General features: G+C 67.2%; 19 protein-coding genes and 1 tRNA gene. 5 read left to right on the plus strand and 15 right to left on the minus strand.

All coding sequences use genetic code 11. The features are described 5' to 3' along the window. Positions 1-37 precede the first annotated feature (37 nt). Together VFZ97_03655 and VFZ97_03660 are read left to right on the plus strand one after the other, a co-directional pair. Positions 38-538 carry an FtsX-like permease family protein gene (locus VFZ97_03655; protein ID HEX6392511.1) on the plus strand — a complete coding sequence of 167 codons (501 nt, stop codon included), beginning with the start codon at positions 38-40 and terminating at the stop codon, positions 536-538. Between the two features lie 168 nt (positions 539-706). Continuing rightward, positions 707-1219 (plus strand): hypothetical protein, encoded by a 513-nt coding sequence (locus tag VFZ97_03660; GenBank protein ID HEX6392512.1) that lies wholly within the window; start codon positions 707-709, stop codon positions 1217-1219. Between the two features lie 19 nt (positions 1220-1238). On the opposite strand, the gene VFZ97_03665 is transcribed toward VFZ97_03660, so the two are convergent. Both VFZ97_03665 and VFZ97_03670 read right to left on the minus strand, forming a co-directional pair. Further along, on the minus strand, positions 1239-1994 hold the full coding sequence (locus VFZ97_03665) for a PspA/IM30 family protein (protein ID HEX6392513.1): 756 nt from the start codon (positions 1992-1994) through the stop codon (positions 1239-1241). 42 nt (positions 1995-2036) lie between these two features. After that, positions 2037-2110 (minus strand) — tRNA-Ala (locus tag VFZ97_03670). Positions 2111-2395: 285 nt separating this feature from the next. Here VFZ97_03670 and VFZ97_03675 point away from each other — a divergent pair. From VFZ97_03675 to VFZ97_03685, 3 genes are all read left to right on the plus strand, one after another. Further along, positions 2396-3217 carry a methyltransferase domain-containing protein gene (locus VFZ97_03675; GenBank protein HEX6392514.1) on the plus strand — a complete coding sequence of 274 codons (822 nt, stop codon included), beginning with the start codon at positions 2396-2398 and terminating at the stop codon, positions 3215-3217. A gap of 74 nt (positions 3218-3291) precedes the next feature. After that, complete coding sequence (locus tag VFZ97_03680; GenBank protein HEX6392515.1) at positions 3292-3597, plus strand: hypothetical protein; 306 nt, start codon at positions 3292-3294, stop codon at positions 3595-3597. A gap of 26 nt (positions 3598-3623) precedes the next feature. Further along, positions 3624-3917, plus strand: a complete 294-nt coding sequence (locus VFZ97_03685; protein ID HEX6392516.1) for a hypothetical protein — start codon at positions 3624-3626, stop codon at positions 3915-3917. A gap of 1 nt (position 3918) precedes the next feature. On the opposite strand, the gene VFZ97_03690 is transcribed toward VFZ97_03685, so the two are convergent. From VFZ97_03690 to VFZ97_03750, 13 genes are read right to left on the minus strand one after another with little or no spacing between them, the layout of a single operon-like run. Then, positions 3919-4914, minus strand: a complete 996-nt coding sequence (locus tag VFZ97_03690) for a hypothetical protein (GenBank protein ID HEX6392517.1) — start codon at positions 4912-4914, stop codon at positions 3919-3921. Further along, entirely contained in the window at positions 4911-5051 is a 141-nt protein-coding gene (locus VFZ97_03695) for a hypothetical protein (GenBank protein ID HEX6392518.1), read from the minus strand. Before VFZ97_03695 ends, VFZ97_03690 begins: the two co-directional genes overlap by 4 nt. A gap of 24 nt (positions 5052-5075) precedes the next feature. Then, positions 5076-5540, minus strand: coding sequence for a hypothetical protein (locus tag VFZ97_03700; GenBank protein ID HEX6392519.1), 465 nt, complete (start codon positions 5538-5540; stop codon positions 5076-5078). Next, positions 5537-6313: a hypothetical protein gene (locus VFZ97_03705; GenBank protein ID HEX6392520.1), complete on the minus strand. Its 777-nt coding sequence runs from the start codon at positions 6311-6313 to the stop codon at positions 5537-5539. The genes VFZ97_03700 and VFZ97_03705 overlap by 4 nt, the downstream gene beginning before the upstream one ends. 14 nt (positions 6314-6327) lie before the next feature. Beyond that, the gene (locus VFZ97_03710; GenBank protein HEX6392521.1) at positions 6328-7494 is read right to left on the minus strand and encodes a hypothetical protein; all 1167 of its coding nucleotides are present in this window, start codon (positions 7492-7494) and stop codon (positions 6328-6330) included. A 56-nt stretch (positions 7495-7550) separates the two neighbouring features. Further along, the gene (locus tag VFZ97_03715; GenBank protein ID HEX6392522.1) at positions 7551-8093 is read right to left on the minus strand and encodes a MauE/DoxX family redox-associated membrane protein; all 543 of its coding nucleotides are present in this window, start codon (positions 8091-8093) and stop codon (positions 7551-7553) included. Beyond that, positions 8090-8560, minus strand: coding sequence for a hypothetical protein (locus VFZ97_03720; protein ID HEX6392523.1), 471 nt, complete (start codon positions 8558-8560; stop codon positions 8090-8092). Before VFZ97_03720 ends, VFZ97_03715 begins: the two co-directional genes overlap by 4 nt. After that, complete coding sequence (locus VFZ97_03725; GenBank protein HEX6392524.1) at positions 8557-9351, minus strand: hypothetical protein; 795 nt, start codon at positions 9349-9351, stop codon at positions 8557-8559. Before VFZ97_03725 ends, VFZ97_03720 begins: the two co-directional genes overlap by 4 nt. Positions 9352-9405: 54 nt before the next feature. Further along, entirely contained in the window at positions 9406-10971 is a 1566-nt protein-coding gene (locus VFZ97_03730; protein HEX6392525.1) for a glycosyltransferase, read from the minus strand. Then, positions 10968-13739 carry a glycosyltransferase family 39 protein gene (locus VFZ97_03735; GenBank protein HEX6392526.1) on the minus strand — a complete coding sequence of 924 codons (2772 nt, stop codon included), beginning with the start codon at positions 13737-13739 and terminating at the stop codon, positions 10968-10970. The genes VFZ97_03730 and VFZ97_03735 overlap by 4 nt, the downstream gene beginning before the upstream one ends. After that, positions 13730-14797, minus strand: coding sequence for a polysaccharide pyruvyl transferase family protein (locus VFZ97_03740; GenBank protein HEX6392527.1), 1068 nt, complete (start codon positions 14795-14797; stop codon positions 13730-13732). Before VFZ97_03740 ends, VFZ97_03735 begins: the two co-directional genes overlap by 10 nt. Next, positions 14760-16010 (minus strand): glycosyltransferase, encoded by a 1251-nt coding sequence (locus VFZ97_03745; protein HEX6392528.1) that lies wholly within the window; start codon positions 16008-16010, stop codon positions 14760-14762. The genes VFZ97_03740 and VFZ97_03745 overlap by 38 nt, the downstream gene beginning before the upstream one ends. Then, positions 15997-16767: a glycosyltransferase gene (locus tag VFZ97_03750; GenBank protein HEX6392529.1), complete on the minus strand. Its 771-nt coding sequence runs from the start codon at positions 16765-16767 to the stop codon at positions 15997-15999. The genes VFZ97_03745 and VFZ97_03750 overlap by 14 nt, the downstream gene beginning before the upstream one ends. Between the last annotated feature and the right edge of the window lie 72 nt (positions 16768-16839).

Here is a 16839-nt window from a genome sequence, read left to right on the forward strand (position 1 = left end):
GAAACCCTGAGACTTGATCGAGCCTACGACGTCTGCAGTGGCTCAGCAGATACGCACCGTGTTAGGCCCGACCGCGACCGTGAGCGATCTCTCCACCAGCCGCCGGCAGGTCGGCTCGCCGCTCACCACCGTCAATCTGTCAGGACTGACCCGAGTGGAGCTGGGATTCGCCCTGGCCCTCACCACGGGAGCCGCCGGGCTGGTCCTGGCCGAAACACTGCCAGAACGCCGTCGAAGCCACGCCATCGTCAGGGCGCTCGGCGCCCGCCGCCGGCAGGTCACCGCCTTCATTCGGGTCGAGTCGACCTTCGTGACCTCACTCGGCGTCGCCCTCGGCGCCCTAATCGGCTGGGGGCTGGCGGAGCTACTAGTCAAGATCCTCAAGGGGGTGTTCGACCCGCCACCAACCCACCTGTTCGCGCCATGGTCATATCTAATTCTGGTGGGTTGCCTGACACTTGCCGCCGCAGCGGGCGCGAGCGTGCTGACATCCAGAGCTACCCGAAGGCCCATCGTTGAGACGATCCGTCATCTTTGACCACCGAACACTCAAGAACCAGTCCTCCGTCGATGATCAGCAAGAAACCAGCGCGCAGATCCTGACCGGGGCCTGGCACGGCCCGCTCGTCCACAGGAGGACGTACCATGAAGTGGCTGTTTCGAAAGGTTTCTCCCTCGCCCTTCTGGGCAGGAAAGGTCGCTTCAAATGTTCCGTCACCACACAGACGCAGGAGTCAATGCAGCCCGAGCCGAAGTCCAGGCGCTCCTGGGGCGTCTCGGTCATGACATCACCACCCTGGACGACGGCGGCGATGCCGCCAACCGGCAGGCCCTCGCCGACGCGTCCGAGCGGCTGAACACAGCGGGCGCTCAGTTGGCTCAGGCCCAGAGCCTCGAGGAGATCTCGGTCGCCCGATCTGTAGCCATCGACGGACTGCACTCCACCCGCCTGGTTCGAACCAAGCTCGGACTCGACCCTGGACCCGAGCCGGCCGAAGTGCCGTCCCCCGCGGACCAGCAGACTCACGCCACAACCCTGGGAACGCTGGCCGGGCGGCACCCCGGTGGGCTTGGCGGGCTATTGGGGGCCGGCGCCGCCGGCGGTTTGCTCGGTGTTCTGGGCGGCGGGCTGCTCGGCGAGGTGCTCGGAGGCGGGGGCGGCTGGGACGGCGACGGAGGCGGCTGGGGCGACGACGGAGGCGACTGGGGCGACAGCTAGCGGCGACAGCTAGCAGCCCTCAGGTGGGTTTGGCGGCCCCTCCCGACGCCTCTGCGGTGGCCGCCGGTGGGGCGGGCTCCAGCGCGGCGGGCTTCAACGTCCCAGCCGAGAGCTCGGCCAGGATGGCGTCGGCTTCGCTGGTCAACTCGGCGTGGTGGACGTGCATCTCCTGCACCTCCGGGCTTCCGCTCGACAGCTCGGTCTGGGCCTGAGCCTCCGCGAACTGCGTGGAGACCTTCTGGCGGATCTCATCGAAGGACGGCACGTTGTTGCCCTGGGTGAGGTCGGTCACCGCCTTCATGCTCGCGGCCATCTCCTGCTGCATTCTCGCCTGATCGACCTGGGCCAAGATCGTCGAGCGCTCGCTGAGCTTTTGCTGGAGCTGGTCTGCCGACTCCTGCACCGCCTCGCGGGCGTCGTTGGCGGCCTGCTCGAGCTGTGGGATCTGGGCCGAGAGCGACTGAATCTGCTCACGGATCGAGGCGATGTTGGTGGCGAAGGCCCGGGCGGCATCGAGGTTGCCTTGCTGCTGGGCGGCCAGCGCCGACTTGGTGTACCGGGCTTCCTGGGTGGACAGCTCGGACAGGCGCATCTTGGCCAGCTTGTCCTGGGCGATCACGTGGCTGGCGGCGGCCTCCAGGTCGCGATGGTGCTCCTGGAGGGCCCCTATGGCCTGTTCCAGCTGGACCTTGGGGTCGGCGTGGGTGTCGAGCTCGCTCTGGGCCTTGGCCTGGGCGTAGCTGTTGGCCCTCTTGAACAGATTGCCCCACGACATGGTGTCTCCTTCGCGTTTCAGGGATTCGTCTCATTCACCAAGTGGAGACGATCGGATTCGAACCGACGACCCCCTGCTTGCAAAGCAGGTGCTCTAGCCAGCTGAGCTACGTCCCCGAAACGGCTTTACCGGGACTTCCAGACTAGGCGACGCGAGGCAAAGGGCCGGCTCGCTTAAAGGCGTCAGCTCCCACGACCTACACGCACATCCGGGCGGGGTGATCCACGTTCGGGAGTGGAATTCGCACCGATCCGGCTCGAGTCCACGCCCAAACGCAAAATCCACTCCCAAACACCCCACGCACACGCCCGCACAACGCTCGCCATCAGACCCCACACCGCCACCAACCGGAACCCCGATACACCGGGCCGCCGCCCCGACGCCGGCCATACGATTCCGGCATGGCGACCACGTGGGATCCCGAGCAGTACCTGAAGTACGGCGACGAACGCGGCCGCCCGTTCGTGGAGTTGGTCTCCAGGATCTTCCACCCGTCCCCGAAAAAGGTGATCGACCTCGGCTGCGGTCCCGGCGCGACCACTTCGGTCCTCCTCGAGCGTTGGCCGAACGCTCACATCGTCGGGATCGACAGCTCCAAGGAGATGATCCGCAAGGCCGGACACCTGGCCGTTCCGGGCAAGCTGGAGTTCAGCGTCGGCGATCTCAGGGCCCTTGAATGGACCAGCGCAGGGCCGTTCGACGTGGTGCTGTCCACGGCGACACTCCATTGGGTGCCCGGCCACGTGGATCTGTTCGCGGCGATCGTCGGTTCGCTCACCGACTCCGGCGTGTTCGCGTTCCAGGTTCCGGCCAACTTCGACGAGCCCAGCCACACCCTCCTCTCCGAGTTCGCCCAGTCCGACCGCTGGTCGTCGCTGCTGGGACACCTCGTCCGACGAGACCCCGTGCTCACCCCTGCTGGCTATTTAAAGGCTCTCCTGGACACCGGCGCCGGCGCCGACGTCTGGTCGACGACCTATCTACACGTTCTCCACGGCCCCGACGCCGTTCTCGAGTGGGTGCGGGGCACGGCGCTCCGCCCGTTCCTCAGCGCCCTCGAAGCCGAGGGAACTCCGGATTCGGTCGACGAGTTCGAGAACTCCTACGGGGCGGCGCTCCGAGCCGCGTACCCGATGGACAGCCAGGGCCGCACGATCTTCCCATTCCGTCGCATTTTCGCCGTGGCGTCCCGCTCCCGGGAAAACGACCCGCTTTTGCCTTGAGCCCCGCTCCGCTGATCTGCCAGCATCGTCGCTTCCCCTCGCTTGCCCCCCAACCGCCCGAGAAAGGTCGCCAGTTGGTAGACGGAGAAGAGCTCGTCGCCGAGCAGGACGTGGTCCTTCGGAACGACTATCTGCTCAACGTGCGCATCTCCGAGCACCCTCGCGAGGAGTTCTGGCGGGTGAAGGTTACCGTCCCGGCCGAGCAGGGCACCGCTGCCAGCGCCACCGTCGGCGCCGGGGAGAGCTTCCTGATGCATCTCATCGACCGGGCGCTCGGCGGCGAGCAGACCGCGTGGCGGCACCTGGCGGCCTGGGGTCACAACAACCTCTGCCGGTCCGTGCCGGGAGTCCGGGTCGGCCCGGCGCGGGTCACCGGCTGAACCGCTGGCTACGCTGCCCTGATCACATGACCGCCGACAACGTAAGAATCACCGATCCGGACGCCCTCATCGACGAGGCTGCCGGGCTCGCCTCCGACGGCGTCGGCCCCGAGACGTCGGCCGCGCTGGCTGACATCGCCGGCCGTGATCGCCGGTTGGTCGAAGCGGCAAGAGACCAAGCAGCGGTCAAGGTCCGCGAGGGGGTGGACGACTGGGAGGCCACCGCCGCCCTGCAACTTCTGAACCGGGTACTAGCCGACCTCCCGCGCCATGACCCGCTCGACTGGCAGGTGCGGTGGAAGCATCACCGGAAGCCCTGATCTAACTCGGCGCGGGTTGCCCCTCGAATACGGAGACGTAGACGCCGAACTGGGCGATCTCCTTTAGAAAAATGGCCGGGTCGGGGATCATCTCGGCCATACCGCCGGCGCCGGCCCTGGTGAGTTGACCGTTGCCTGCCCAGATGGCTGCTCGGCTGGCAACCACGGCGGCCGCGACCGCGGGGGCGATCGCCGACCCGTAGATCGCGGTTACCGCCTGGCCGTCGACCCAGCCCCGCATCTCCACCCGTGCCGCACCGACCAGGCCCTCCGGGTGGGGAGGGCGAAGCATCGGGAGCCACGCGGTCATGCGATCCCGGCGGGTCGCCTCGAACCTGGACGTGATCTTCCTGCAGCCGGGAAATGCCGGCAGAAGCAGAAGGGCATCGGCGAGCGCAGCCCGGTAGCAGTCGGCCCCGCCCACCGGCTCCGGGAACCAGACCAGCTCCCTCCCCGAACCGCCCGGCCTGCGCCGCCACTCGCCGTCCTCCCAATCCAACGACAAAGACGACAGCGCCGCGTGATGCCGCCTCGCGCATTCCGGGCCGCCCGTCCCCACGCTGGCTACGTGGATCTCCTCGACCGAGTCGAACCTGCTGCGCAGGTGCGCGGCGAGCACACACGTCAGCCCGGGGGCCATCGCCGCGCCCGCAACGATCGATTTGCCCTCGGCTCGAGCGAGCCGATCCGAGGAAAGAAGCGCCTTCACATCGGACGGATCGTCTGCGCATGACACCACGTGCGAACCGCTGACCACCGCGCTCTCGGCGACACGGCGATTGCTCCTGGGAGTGGCGAGCACCATGACGTCACCAACAGGCGGGTCGCCGTCATTTTCATTGCGAACCTCGACCTTCCCTCCCAGGGCGCGCGCATGGAATTCAGCTCGCGGGATGTCGCGCGCGATCACCACAAGCGACTCGACCGCGTCGTCCAAGACGAGGTGTTGGGCAACTCTCCGGCCGACCGCCCCAAAGCCGGCAAGGACGACTCTCAAGGAGTTAGCTCGTCCGGCGGGAGCTCCCTCCAGCCGCCCCTCTGCGGTGGGGTGCCCCCGGTCCCGCGCAGGCGAACGATCACGGCAACAACCACCGCGGTCCCAAGCGCCAGCAGAGCGCGGCGGAGGACTTTCACGGGTTGCGATCCTAACGCCGGCCTTTAGCTGCCGTTTCCTAGCTCGTACGAGTCGGAGGGCCGCCCGTCGGGGGAACGCCCGATCCAAGTGATTGTGAGGTGCGTGAACTGCGGACCGCCGGCGCCTTTGTCCACCGCGTTGGTCAGCTGCAGGTTGGCTTGACCGGACAGCTGCGACTTCCCCGGTTGAAGGTCAACCGTACCGGTGCCGCTTGCGCCGGACGAATCCCACGAACTCCACTGGATGCCGGTAGCCATCGTCCCGCTTGTCCCACAGACGATCAGCAGAGTCGTCGGACGGTACGCACCCGCGCCGCAATCGGGGACGGTCACTTCCAACGACACCCGGGTCGTGGTGGAGGCGGACGTGACCGTGTTTGTGGGCGAAGAGGTCGTGGAACTGGTCCCGACAGCACGTGACGACCCGCAGGCTGCGCCTGCGAGGGACAGCGCCACCGCGTACAGGCCGAACCGGCCTGTACGGCTCACTTGCCGGCGACTCCTGCGGGAGCCGGAATCCGCAGGATCCGGAACGAAACGACGATTAGTGCCGCACACACGAGACCCAGCACGGGCTGCGCGTACGAGATCGCGATCACCGCTGTCGTGGCTTGAACAGCTATCGCCAACCTACGAACCGGTTCGCCGGCTCGATCCAGCTTTCTGTGCAGCACGCGTAGCTCCTGAGGGTCCTGCGCGCTAGTTGTCAGGAGAATCGCGCTTCCCCTGGCCGCGCCGAAACCCGCACAGATCGATAACGCGACCCATGGTTGCGTGCTGAGAACAGCAAGAGCCAGGAACACGAACACGGCCGACGTCATCACGTAGGTGGCAACGCCTGTCCCGATCTGCCATCCGAAGCCACTCGCGTAAACCCACCCGCGGTAGCGAGACAACCAACGATCGTCGACCTGCCGTCTTACAACAGGAAGAACGTTCCCGAATACCCGAGCATCGACAGCAGCGCCGAGCAACGCGCTTCCGCCGGCGACCAGCGCGACCACTGCGGGATGGCTCCGCGCGCCGGCGCTCGACGCTCCCGTCGTTACCGCGAAGGCTGCAAGTCCTAGCGTCGCTCCGCCTGCAGTTGAACCGAGGACGAACCAGGCCGCGGTGACACCGTAGCGATGGCCCCGGCTGCGCTCTCCGAAAGGCGTGAGGCTCGAGAGCATCGACAGCCCGCATGGAGACCAGGTGGATCTCGCCGCCGCGGCCACCGCTGTTGCTGTTGCCAGAACCAAGAGAATCACGTCGAGGTGCATCGCTCCTCCAGCCTTTACGCAGCCGATCCGAAGAACCCGGCGTCGCCGAAGGTGAAGATTCCGCCGTCCGCGGCGACCAACCAGTAACCCCTGCCGGTGGGTGTCGCCGCCATGCCGACCACCGGCCGGTTCAGGCGCTCGCTTCCGGTCGAACCGAAGAAGCCGGCGTCACCGAAATTGAAAATGCCCCCGTCCGCGGCCACCAACCAGTAACCAGACCCGGTGGGTGTGGTGGCCATCCCGACGACCGGTTGGTTGAGATGCTGCCCCCCCATGGAACCCTCGAACGGCGCGTTGAAGTCGAAGACCCCGCCGTCCGACGCATCGAGGCGATAGCCGGACGTGACTTGATCAACCGAGATTCCGGTAACCGGGCGGTTGAGATGCTGCGATGCCATCGAACCCTCGTACTGGGCGTCTCCGAAGGTGAACACGCCGCCGTCCGACGCGACCAGGTAGTAGCCGTTGCCGGAGACCGATCGGCACATTCCTACTAGAGGGCGGTTGAGCGGCTGGCCGGAGAGCGACCCGTACAACTGCGCGGCGCCGAACGCTCGGACGGAGCCGTCGTTGAAGACGATCCAATATCCGTTTCCTGCGACGGTCGCTGCCATACCCACCGCGTACGTTCCGGTCGGACCGTTCTGGCACGGCGCAAAGTGATTCGCAGTGTTGTTGTCCGTTGCCGCGACGGTAGAGCAGGTCGGGTCGAAGACCCATGGCGGAGTACAGGACACCATCCGGCACGCGATCCTCCCGCTGCACCCGATTTCCTGATGGCATTGCCCGTACCGGAACTCGGTACAGCCCACGTGGCGGTAGTCGCAGCTCCCAAGCGCGCACTCGCATGTGAGGCCGTCGCACCCGGGGCAGAAGGTGCCGCCGCTGCAGCCGCACCCCTGGCACTCACCCATGCAATCGATGTAGTAACGGGGGCCGGCGCAGTAGACCGACCCGTCCGCCTTCCACCAACCGCCGGCGAACGTTCCGGGAGGACACGCGTTGATCCCGTCGTTGATCGTGCAGCAGAACTGCGTATACCCGTCGCAACAGAGCTGGGAGCAATTGCAGCTGGTGCCCGGCACGCACTCGCAGATGAACGCATACGCCGAGCCGGGCCTTATGAGGAATTCGACCGGCGAGACCGAAAGCGCCGCGGCGGTGAGGGTCGCCCTGCTCACGAAGCTCCGCCTCGTTGTCCGTGAGACAAGGAACTCACCGATCGTTGATGTGATCGTCACTGACCGCTCCATCCATCCCGGACCAGGCGCCTAGCGGTCGGCAGAGGATTGGTCCAAACAACGTACGCAAGAAGGATCACTACCACCGTGACCAGCGCGAGCGGAACGCCCTGCCACGGCTGGCCGGAGAAGACCGACGCGAGACTTCGCGGACCGGATGCTGACCACCACACCCCGCACAGCACCGCGCCAGCGTTCAGCGCCGCGTGCGTTATGGTCGGAGGGGAGTCGGGCTTGCCGAAGCAGCCGCACGATGACAGCGGCCACCTTCGCCGCAGAGCGCCCGCGACGAACACGGTAAACGCTGCGTAGGAGAGCGCCACGATCGCGCCGGTCATCGCGCCCGGCAGCGCGAGCGCTGCGAGCGCAACGGCTAGCTCGCAGGCTGCGCCCGCGCGAACGGCGTTTCTGCTGGCCGGTATGCGGGCTACGTGAAGGGCGCGCACCGTGGTGTCCGGCCGGGCGATCTTCGCCAGCCCTGCGGTTCCGAGGAGCACGACCTCTGCGAGGTAAGGGGCGGTGATCGCGGGTGCCGTCATGCGGGTTGCACCGAAAACGATCCGATGAGCTGGTTTGCCCGAGCCGTCAACGGAACCCGGTTGGCAATCGATCCGATAACCGCGTACAAGCAGAAGGCCCGTCCGCGGACGGTGACGAACCGTTGCACGCCGGCCTGGCCGCGGATGACGCGCTGGAGTTGCCGGGGCCTGAAGGCGTCGGGCGTCAAACCGGGGATGGCTGCGGCGCTGCGGAACAACGCGCTCCCGGCGGCGTCGGGCCCGAACTCGAGAAGGCTCACGAAGACGTCCGAAGCACCGAGCATCTCGACGAGACCTCCGCCGTAGTCGCCGCGCTCCGATGGGATCGGCACGGTCGCGGCGTGCACGACCGGAAAGGTTCGCTCTTCTGGCCTCGCAGGCCGGCGGTAGATCGTGGCTTCCCAGCCGCTGGGCGGAACGACCGCCAGACCCATGGCTTCGATCCGACGGATCCCGGAGGTCGTCATCCTCGGTCCGGGTACAGGCTGGGATCGCCCGGGCGGATCCCCGCCTCGGCGAGCGCCCGATCGGCATCGGCATCACGTTCCCGATCGGCGCGCGACCGGCGCCGGCCGAAACTTGTGGTCCCGTCCGCAACCGCATTCGAAACAAGGGTCCGCACCTGATCCCACGTGGACGCAACGCCCTCCCCGACGACACGCCCGGCTTCTCCAGAGACGTAGACGAAGTAGGGCGCGTAGGGAATGTCGTAGTGCTCCCAGGCTTCGGTGGACATCACGACAGGAACCCGCGAGGTACCCGGCCCGCCGCCGCCGGTGTGTCCCACGATCGCGCCCGGGGACTCCGCCTCTGTCCCTCGCGTCACGACAACCAGCCGGGCTCCGCCGGGAACGGCGGGGGCGTCGCCTCGGAACGAGTCCCAGAACCCGCGGCACGTCGCGCACCCCGAAGTCAGGAACGCGAGGAGGGTGTCGTGATTCACGTCGGCGACCGCGACGCTGAGCGCATCGCCTTGCGGGTTTTGGCCGGTGATATCGGTTATGTCCGAGGCGAGAGGGCGTTCCGGGGTGGGACGAACCCCGTTGCCGGCCGGGTCGCCGGATCCCCGAACGGTGGGCGGCGCGACTGCATGGGATGTCGCGGCGTCAAGATCTCCGGATGAAGAGTCTGCGGGGTCGAGGCTCACACCCATCTGGTGGAGCGTTCTCAGTACCTCGGCGTGAGCGCGCAGGAGTCCAGCCACGAGAAGAGCCAGCAACGCGACCGCAACGGTAAGACCGACGACGAGCGCCGTCATACCGCCGAGGGTGCGCCGGCCGGACCCGTAGCGGGGTCATCGCACGCCATTGTCTTATTGATAGTTGAGAACCGCAGGCTCGCGCACGTCTTTGAGGCTCAATTCGTTGGTCCGGTCACTGGCTTGGGCAGAGTTCACCGCTCGGACCCCGGCGAGCGCCGGCCAGACGCCGGCAAGAAGAACGCTTATGTGCAGGCCCGCAAAGGCGACATTGTTCAAAGTGCCGGGAGACCTCCCGCGAACCAGACCGTCGACGATGGTCCCGACGAGGACCGCGAGAGCCAGCAGCGCCGGCCACACCGCCCGCGGCTGCCGGCCCGACCTGCCGACCTTCGGCGTGACCACGAACGACGCCCGGGCGCCGACCAGAGCGCGCAGAGCGGCGCTGATGTGAATCCAGAAGCTCGACTCCATCAAGGCGAACGCAGCGAAGCTGTAGCTCCCTTGGCCGGCGACTGCGACGGTGACCATGCTGGCGCAGAAGTACGGAACGAAATGCGCGAGGAACTGATTGGCGGTCGCCCCGGCAAGGGCCTGCTGGCCGCCGAGGATTCGCACAACCGGCAGGGTCATGTAGACCAGGTAGGTCCAGCCGGTGAGAAAGTAGAGGGCGGACAGGAGGAACTGGACCTTCTGGCGAAGCGGCAGCCTTGCGCGGATCGCGGTAGCTGCTCCGGCGAGGCAACCTCGGGACCATCTCTGTTGCTGGCTGACGTATGAAGCCATGTCCTCCGGGCCGAGCCCGCGGGCGAGGACCTCCGGCACGTATACGGTGCGCCAGCCTCGCTCCTGGAGGTAGATCGACAGTTCGAAGTCCTCGGTTACCGAACCTTCGGGAATCCCGCCGACTTGTTCCAGCGCAGACCTGCGGAATACGACGTTGGTCCCGCAGCAGAACATCGATCCGAGCGCGTCCTTGCCCCGGGCTATCACGCCGAAGAACAGGGCTTGCTGGCTCCACGCGGCCGCTGCCACCGGGTTGGTCGCGTGGTTGGAGTAGTACTGCGGAGTCTGCACGACAGCGACATCGGTGCTGGAGAAGTGCGGAACCGTTGACATCAGAAAATCCGGATCAGGCGCGTGGTCGCAGTCGAAGACCGCGACCAGGGGCGCCGTCGTGGACCGGAGGGCGTGGTTGAGGTTGCCGGCTTTGGCGCCGCGGCGATCCCCGCGGCGAAGGTATCCCGCGCCGTATCCGGCCGCGAGCTGGGCGATCTCGTCGCTGTCGCCGTCGTCGCAAACGATCACCGAGAAGTTCGGGTAGTCCAGCTGGCAAGCCGCCGCGAGGGTGGACTCCACGACGCGGGGCTCCTCGTTGTACACGGGAATGAGCACGTTGAGCGGAGGCGCCCACGACAGATCCGGGCGAGGGGCGGGTTCTCGAGCCCGCGAGATCGTCCACCAGAACCCCGTCGCCTGCACGAGGTTGAAGATCTCCGCGGCGAGAAGCATTCCGTACAGCACCGGGTTGCCAACTCGTCCCGGGGAGAGAAGCCAGACGAAGTACCAGACGCTGAAGACCAGGTCCAGTGGAAGGAGAACCCGCAGCCGGCGGCGGGCACGCTCCGATCCTTCTGTAGGAGACCAGGTCGTGGCGTTCACAGTTTGAACACGGCTCATACCTTGAACACCCATACGGTCGCGTTCGCCTTCTTCACGACAGCCACCAGACGGTCCTGGTGGCGCAGGTCGGACAAGTATCTGCCGAGCTGCGAAGGCTCGTTGGGAGCCATGAGATTGGAGCTCCCGAGCACGAACAGCTCGGTGCCCGCGGGTCGTCCCACCTCGGCCTGACCCAGCTGTACCGCGTCGATGTGCGGCGCGTAGTAGGAGACGACAAGATCGAGGTCTCCGGGTGAGTAGACGAGGAGGTCGCCGGGGCGGTATCTGACCTGCACGGCGTGCAACGCACCGGCGAAGTCGTAGAGGCGCGGGTTGGACCCGTTCACCTGTTCGTCGCCGAGCGACCCGGCGAGTAACGCGACGATCGCGACGCATGCTGTGGCCTGCATGCGGATGCTCCGGGACGCTCCGGTTACCAGACGGGAGCAGAGCAACAGAAGAGCCACGACGACTCCCGACAAGTAGCGGACCTCGAACAGGTTGCGTTTGACCAGTCCGATCGCGAGGAGCAGAACGACCGGAACCACGGCAGTCGCCAGCACCGCCGCCGTGCGATCGGTCATGTTCCGGCCGAGCAGGAACAGGGCCAGAAAGATCCCGATGGGCCAAAGAGCCACGATTGCGGCCATGACAGCGGCCGAGTGGTACCCCACCACTGCCCAGGCCAGGTTGGCCAGGACTGTGTACACCGAGATCGATTGCGCGCCTGCAAGCCCGACCTGCGACGGTGCTCCGAATCCCTTGCCGGCGGTCTGGTTGACGACGAACTGGTGCCAGGCAAACGGCTCGAGGGGCGCGATCAGCACGGCCATGAGGAACGTGGCGATAAGCAGGGCGACCAGTAGTTGCCGGCGCTGCTGGGGCCGGCGGATGATTGCCGCTACGAATACAGCCTGTTGCGTGACGAGTTGGAAGACCGCGAAGTACTCGGTCCAGACGAGAGCCGCGCTCGACAGGACGTAGATGACCCACCCGCCGGCGGTCCCGTACCGAAGGACGCGCGCTTGACCCCAAAGGGCGAGAAGTGCGAAGAGCATGAACAGCGAGTACATGCGGACTTCCTGCGAGTACCACACAAGGATCGGGGCGACCGACGCGAGCACGCCGGCGATGACGCCCGACCTGCGGTCCCACAGGTCGCGCGCCGCCAGGTAAGCGGCGGGCACGGCAAGCGTTCCGGCCAGGACCGACGGCAACCGCATCGCGAGGGGCCCGCTTCCAATGAGATGGTCGGTCGTCCAAAGAACGGCGAAGTACAGCGGCGGATGGACGTCGGTGGAACCGAGGTTCTTCAGCATCTCGCCGAAAGGCATCGACGCCTGATGGATGCTCGTCGCCTCGTCGAGCCATATGCCTCTGGGCACGACGAACCTCACCGCCAACCCGGCGAGGGTGACTGCCGACATGGCCAGGACAACCGGATCGTGGGCGGCGCGTCCTAGGCTGCTAATAGCGCGCCGAGGCAAGCCGTGCGCGGTCGACGAGACGGCCGCTTCGATCCGCTGGCCACTCCTGATGAAATGACTGCCGACGGCCGGCGCTCGAAGAACGACGAGCGACTCGACGCCGATACCCACCAGTAGCGCCGCGGTAGCGGCCACCGTCGTGGCCGCGACGGTGCCGACACTTCGGCCCCATATGGCAATCGCAACCCACTGACCGACGACGACAACACCGGCCACCAAAGTTGTACGCGGACCTGCCCCGGTTGCGCAGCGGTGCGCGACAAGGACCCGGCCGATTCCCAGCAGGCCCATCGCCATCATGTACGGCACCAGGTACGGCGTGATGGACCCGTAGCGGGATCCGAACAACGCGACGCTCAACGCGTGCGGAGCGATCGCAGTCACGGACACGGCGGACATCCCGAGCACCCCGGCAAGACCCGCCGCGACCGCCAGGCTGTGCTTGTCCCGCCGTACGGCTCGGGGCAGCAGAACGAGCGGGATGGTGACAGTCGCGAACGCGGCAGCACCTCCGAGTGTGGACAGGGCAGCGTAAGCGGCTGCCTTTCCTCCGGGCAGGATCGCGTTGGCGAACACGAGATCCTGGGTCTGCAGCAAAGCGAGCAAGGCGAAAGCCGCTGCTGTCCAGCCGGCCGTTCCCTCCCTGCCTGCGGACGCCCGCGATTGGTAGAGCCGGCGCCGGGCATGCCGTCGGCCACGGGCGACTTCTCTCGCCGTGTATGCAGCGATGACCACGCCCGCCGCCGCTCCGACCGGACCGGTCCAGGCGGCGAGCGAGAGCCCCACGGAAAGCCGGACCGCCGGTTCCGCCACGAGGCTCTCTACGAGACGCCTATGCCGCCTGGTCCCGTATAGACGACCGCGGTCCAGCGCGAGCGGCGCGGACGCGGGGAGCACTGCGGCAAGGCCGACGACCATCGGGATGGGAACGTTGAGTAGTGCTGCCAACCCCGGTGAGGCGGCGGCCATAACGACCGCGAGCAGCAGGCTCACGGCCGAGACCTTCCGCAGGAGAGCATCGCGTTTGCGTGGATCGACGGCCGTCGCAGCCGAAAGGCTCGTCGCCGGCAGGCTGAGAACGAGGTAGAGCCCGAGGAAGACGCTCAGGCGGGCGAACCCTGCCGGATCCAGGATTCGCGCAGCGGCAAGGGCAAACACGAGGTTGCCGGCACCGGCGGCCATCTGTCCCAGCGCGACACCGGCCTGTTCACCTCCGAGCCGGCGCCCCGTTGTAGCCGGTTCACGGTAGGAGAGGACGACGAGCTGTTCTTCGGCGCCCCCCTGAGTGGTTAAAGCCACGGATCGGGGGCCAGCGGGACGCCCTCGAGGTCGGTCGTCTCGACGTCACCGCGCTCGAGGACCAGACGCAGAAGCGCGAGTCCCGCCTCCGCCCTGGCGACTTCTTCCTTCACGGCTGCAGGACTTGGGCCTGCGGAGTCGGCAGCGCGCAGAACAGACGGAGCGAGTGACTCTCGGAAACCTGCCGGGGGGAGCCAGGTCTGGTGGAGGCGGCACGCGAGGCCGCGGATGCGGGTCTCGACCGCGATTCCCACCACCGGCACTCCGGCGGCGGCCGCCGCGTGGATCGCCCGGTACCGCATGGCAACGACGGCGCCCGACTCGGCCATCGCCTCGGCCGCTCCGGTGAGGTCCATCGCCGGAGGCACGATCTCCGCGAGCCCGCCGGCGGAGCGAATCTCGGCGAATAGCTCCTCGGCGAGCGCGAAGTCGGCGGTCCCGAGCCCCGTCCACGGCAGAAGGTCGACTCGCACGCCGTGGAGCGCGAGCTCTCTCAAGCCGAGGAACAACTCGGTTTGGACCCCGCGCGCAGCCGAGGCGTCGAGCGCCACCACGACCGACTGGCCGGATGACGGGCCTGAAGCCGCCGGCGACAGGGACATCCACGCCGGGTCCGCAGCAACCCGGATCGGCGCGGGCACACCCGCACCCGCCAGGCATGAAGCCGATTCGTCGTCGCTCAGAAGGACGAGATCGGCGCGCCGCACCAGCCGGCGTGCCGCCCACCTCTCGCTCGCCGTAAGAGGACCGCCGGCGCTGACTCCTACCAGCGCCAGCGGCCGGCGTGGCCGGTTGACGCTCCTCGGGAAGGAGGAATCGAGCGGGGAGGTGAGCGCTGCCGCCGTCGCGGCAGCGAAGCCTTTTCCGGAGAAGAGGTCGCAGCCGGCCAGCACCACAGCATCCGCCTGCCGGCCCTCGTCCGAGAGCGAGGCCCGAATCGGTCCCGCCGAGGAAGCCCGAAGGTCGTGGCCGTCCAGGGCAGAGCGGAAGGCGCGAACCAGCGCTCGCGCCCCCAGCGGATCACGCCCGGTGACCGCGGGAAGCAGAACGCTTGGCATCGGTCACCTCCTCGTAGATCTCGAGGTGACGCCGGGCCACTTCTGGCCACGATCGGCCTTCGGCAAGGCCTGCGGACCATCTCTCCACTTCAGCGAGCTCGGTGCCTCGCTTCGCCAGGGACTCGAGTCGCTGAGCGAGCAGGCCCGGCTCGAGGGGCGTCGACATCCCAGGCGGCAGACCGGTCATCTCGGCGAGCGGGGGTGACAGCAAGGCGGGGACGCCGTACTCCAATGCCAGCGCCAGAACTCCGCTACTCGAAAAAGCCGTTGGATACGCGAGCAAAACTGCGTCGGCGGCTCGGAACCAGCGGCTCACGTCGGGTTCGGGAACGTACCCGGTGAAGGTCGCAGTTGCACCGAAACGCTCTTCGAGTCCGTCCAGGTAACCCTGCCCGGAAAGTCGGGGATGCTCGCCTCCGGCCACCACGAGACGAACCGGATGCCCGGCGATCTCGGCAGCCGAGAGCGCCGCTTCGAGCCCCTTGTACGGTGCGACGAAGCCGAAGCACAGAACGACGAACTCGTCCGGTTCGATGCCGTACTGCGCCCGTAGCGCTGACGGGCGCCCGTCTGACTGTCCCGAAACCTCGTGTCCCTGTCGCAGGGCCGGGTCCGCCGCCGCACTCCTGATCGACCCGACGGGGAGCACGACCGACCCAGGGACATGCCTCGCGAACGCGCGTTCGTGGACGATCGTTCGGCGGGCGATTCGACCGATCGACTGCTGCAGCGTCGACAGGCCCGCCCTCGCCAAGGGCGCAGGCATCGACACGCGGTGCAGTTCGGTGAAGGATTTGTCCACCTGGCCGGGCCGGACGACCTGGTGCATCGTGACGACAGGTCCGGTTCCGGCTCTACGCAACCTGGCCAGCCCGCCGATCAAGCCTGGAACGGCCTCGGGGCCGCCGAACAGGAACGCCTCGTGCTGAACATGGGTGACCCGAGCCCCGCTCCGCAGTGCAGCGACGGACGCGCGCATGAGACCGGCTGGGCCCTTGGCGAAGCAGCGTCGCACCCGGACCCGGCCGTCCAGTTCCGACGGCGAGCCCGGGTCGTTCGAGGGCGCCACAACGGTGACGGTTGCGCCCTCGTCGGCCAAGGCCCTCGCCAGGTTCTGGGAGTACCAGGCGACGCCGCTGGTCGTGGGAGAGCCCGGACTTGGGTACGGAGCGATCATGGCGATGTCGGGGCGTTGCGCTTCAATCGGCGCCAACGAGCTCCTCCTCGTCGACTGCAAGCTCTTCGCCGTGGGCAGATTCGGGGGCCTCGATCGGAAGGACCCTCGAGTGCAGCCACAACCGAAGGGCTGATAGCGCCATCCGCTGGCCGTCCCGTGCCGGATGAAGACGGGAGCCGGGCTGATCCACCCATACCGTCGGCACCTCGACGACGCGGAAACCCAAACGCTGACAGGCCAGAAGCAGGTCGACGTCGAATAGGAAGTCGCGAGACGAAAGCAACGGCACGACGGCCCTTACCACGTTGCTGCGAAGGACCTTCGCCCCGCATTGCGTGTCCCGGTAGGGCAGGCCGAACATCGCCCGGACCATGCGGGCAAACAACCGGCTTTCCAGTTTGCGGCTGAACGCCCGCGGGCTGGGCAAGACGGCCGCCGGGTGCCATCTCGACGCGATCGCCACGTCGGCGGTGGCCGCTATGTCCACCAGGCGTAGGAACTCGGCAGGCGGGGTGGCACAGTCGGCATCGACGAAGCCGACCAGATCGGCGTCGCAGCGCCGGAGGGTCTCCATGATGACCCCGCCTTTTCCCAGCTTCGGGTAGCTCACCACCTCCACCCGCGAGTCGATCCGGGCGTGCCGCTCGACCAGCTCCTCGGTGCCGTCCGTGCAGTGGTCCAGCGCCACAAAGAAGCGCACGGCAGGGTCGCTGATCCTCGACCGGAAGGCGTTCAGGGTTCGGTCGATCCGGTGGGCTTCATTGTGGGCAGGAACGATGACGTCTAGGCGCAATTAGCTGACCACCTTGTGCGTGAGTACCACGGGATTAATCCAGGGTGTGGGGGGGTAGGCTTTGCCCTTTTG

The organism is Acidimicrobiales bacterium, assembly GCA_036378675.1.
Lineage (GTDB): Bacteria > Actinomycetota > Acidimicrobiia > Acidimicrobiales > Palsa-688 > DASUWA01.

Excerpts from the sequence above, each read along its gene's own strand:
- VFZ97_03660 (HEX6392512.1), top strand. The coding sequence starts at position 707 with ATGTTCCGTCACCACACAGACGCAGGAGTCAATGCAGCCCGAGCCGAA.
- VFZ97_03665 (HEX6392513.1), bottom strand. The coding sequence starts at position 1,994 with ATGTCGTGGGGCAATCTGTTCAAGAGGGCCAACAGCTACGCCCAGGCC.
- VFZ97_03675 (HEX6392514.1), top strand. The coding sequence starts at position 2,396 with ATGGCGACCACGTGGGATCCCGAGCAGTACCTGAAGTACGGCGACGAA.
- VFZ97_03685 (HEX6392516.1), top strand. The coding sequence starts at position 3,624 with ATGACCGCCGACAACGTAAGAATCACCGATCCGGACGCCCTCATCGAC.
- VFZ97_03705 (HEX6392520.1), bottom strand. The coding sequence starts at position 6,313 with ATGCACCTCGACGTGATTCTCTTGGTTCTGGCAACAGCAACAGCGGTG.
- VFZ97_03715 (HEX6392522.1), bottom strand. The coding sequence starts at position 8,093 with ATGACGGCACCCGCGATCACCGCCCCTTACCTCGCAGAGGTCGTGCTC.
- VFZ97_03720 (HEX6392523.1), bottom strand. The coding sequence starts at position 8,560 with ATGACGACCTCCGGGATCCGTCGGATCGAAGCCATGGGTCTGGCGGTC.
- VFZ97_03725 (HEX6392524.1), bottom strand. The coding sequence starts at position 9,351 with ATGACGGCGCTCGTCGTCGGTCTTACCGTTGCGGTCGCGTTGCTGGCT.
- VFZ97_03730 (HEX6392525.1), bottom strand. The coding sequence starts at position 10,971 with ATGAGCCGTGTTCAAACTGTGAACGCCACGACCTGGTCTCCTACAGAA.
- VFZ97_03740 (HEX6392527.1), bottom strand. The coding sequence starts at position 14,797 with ATGCCAAGCGTTCTGCTTCCCGCGGTCACCGGGCGTGATCCGCTGGGG.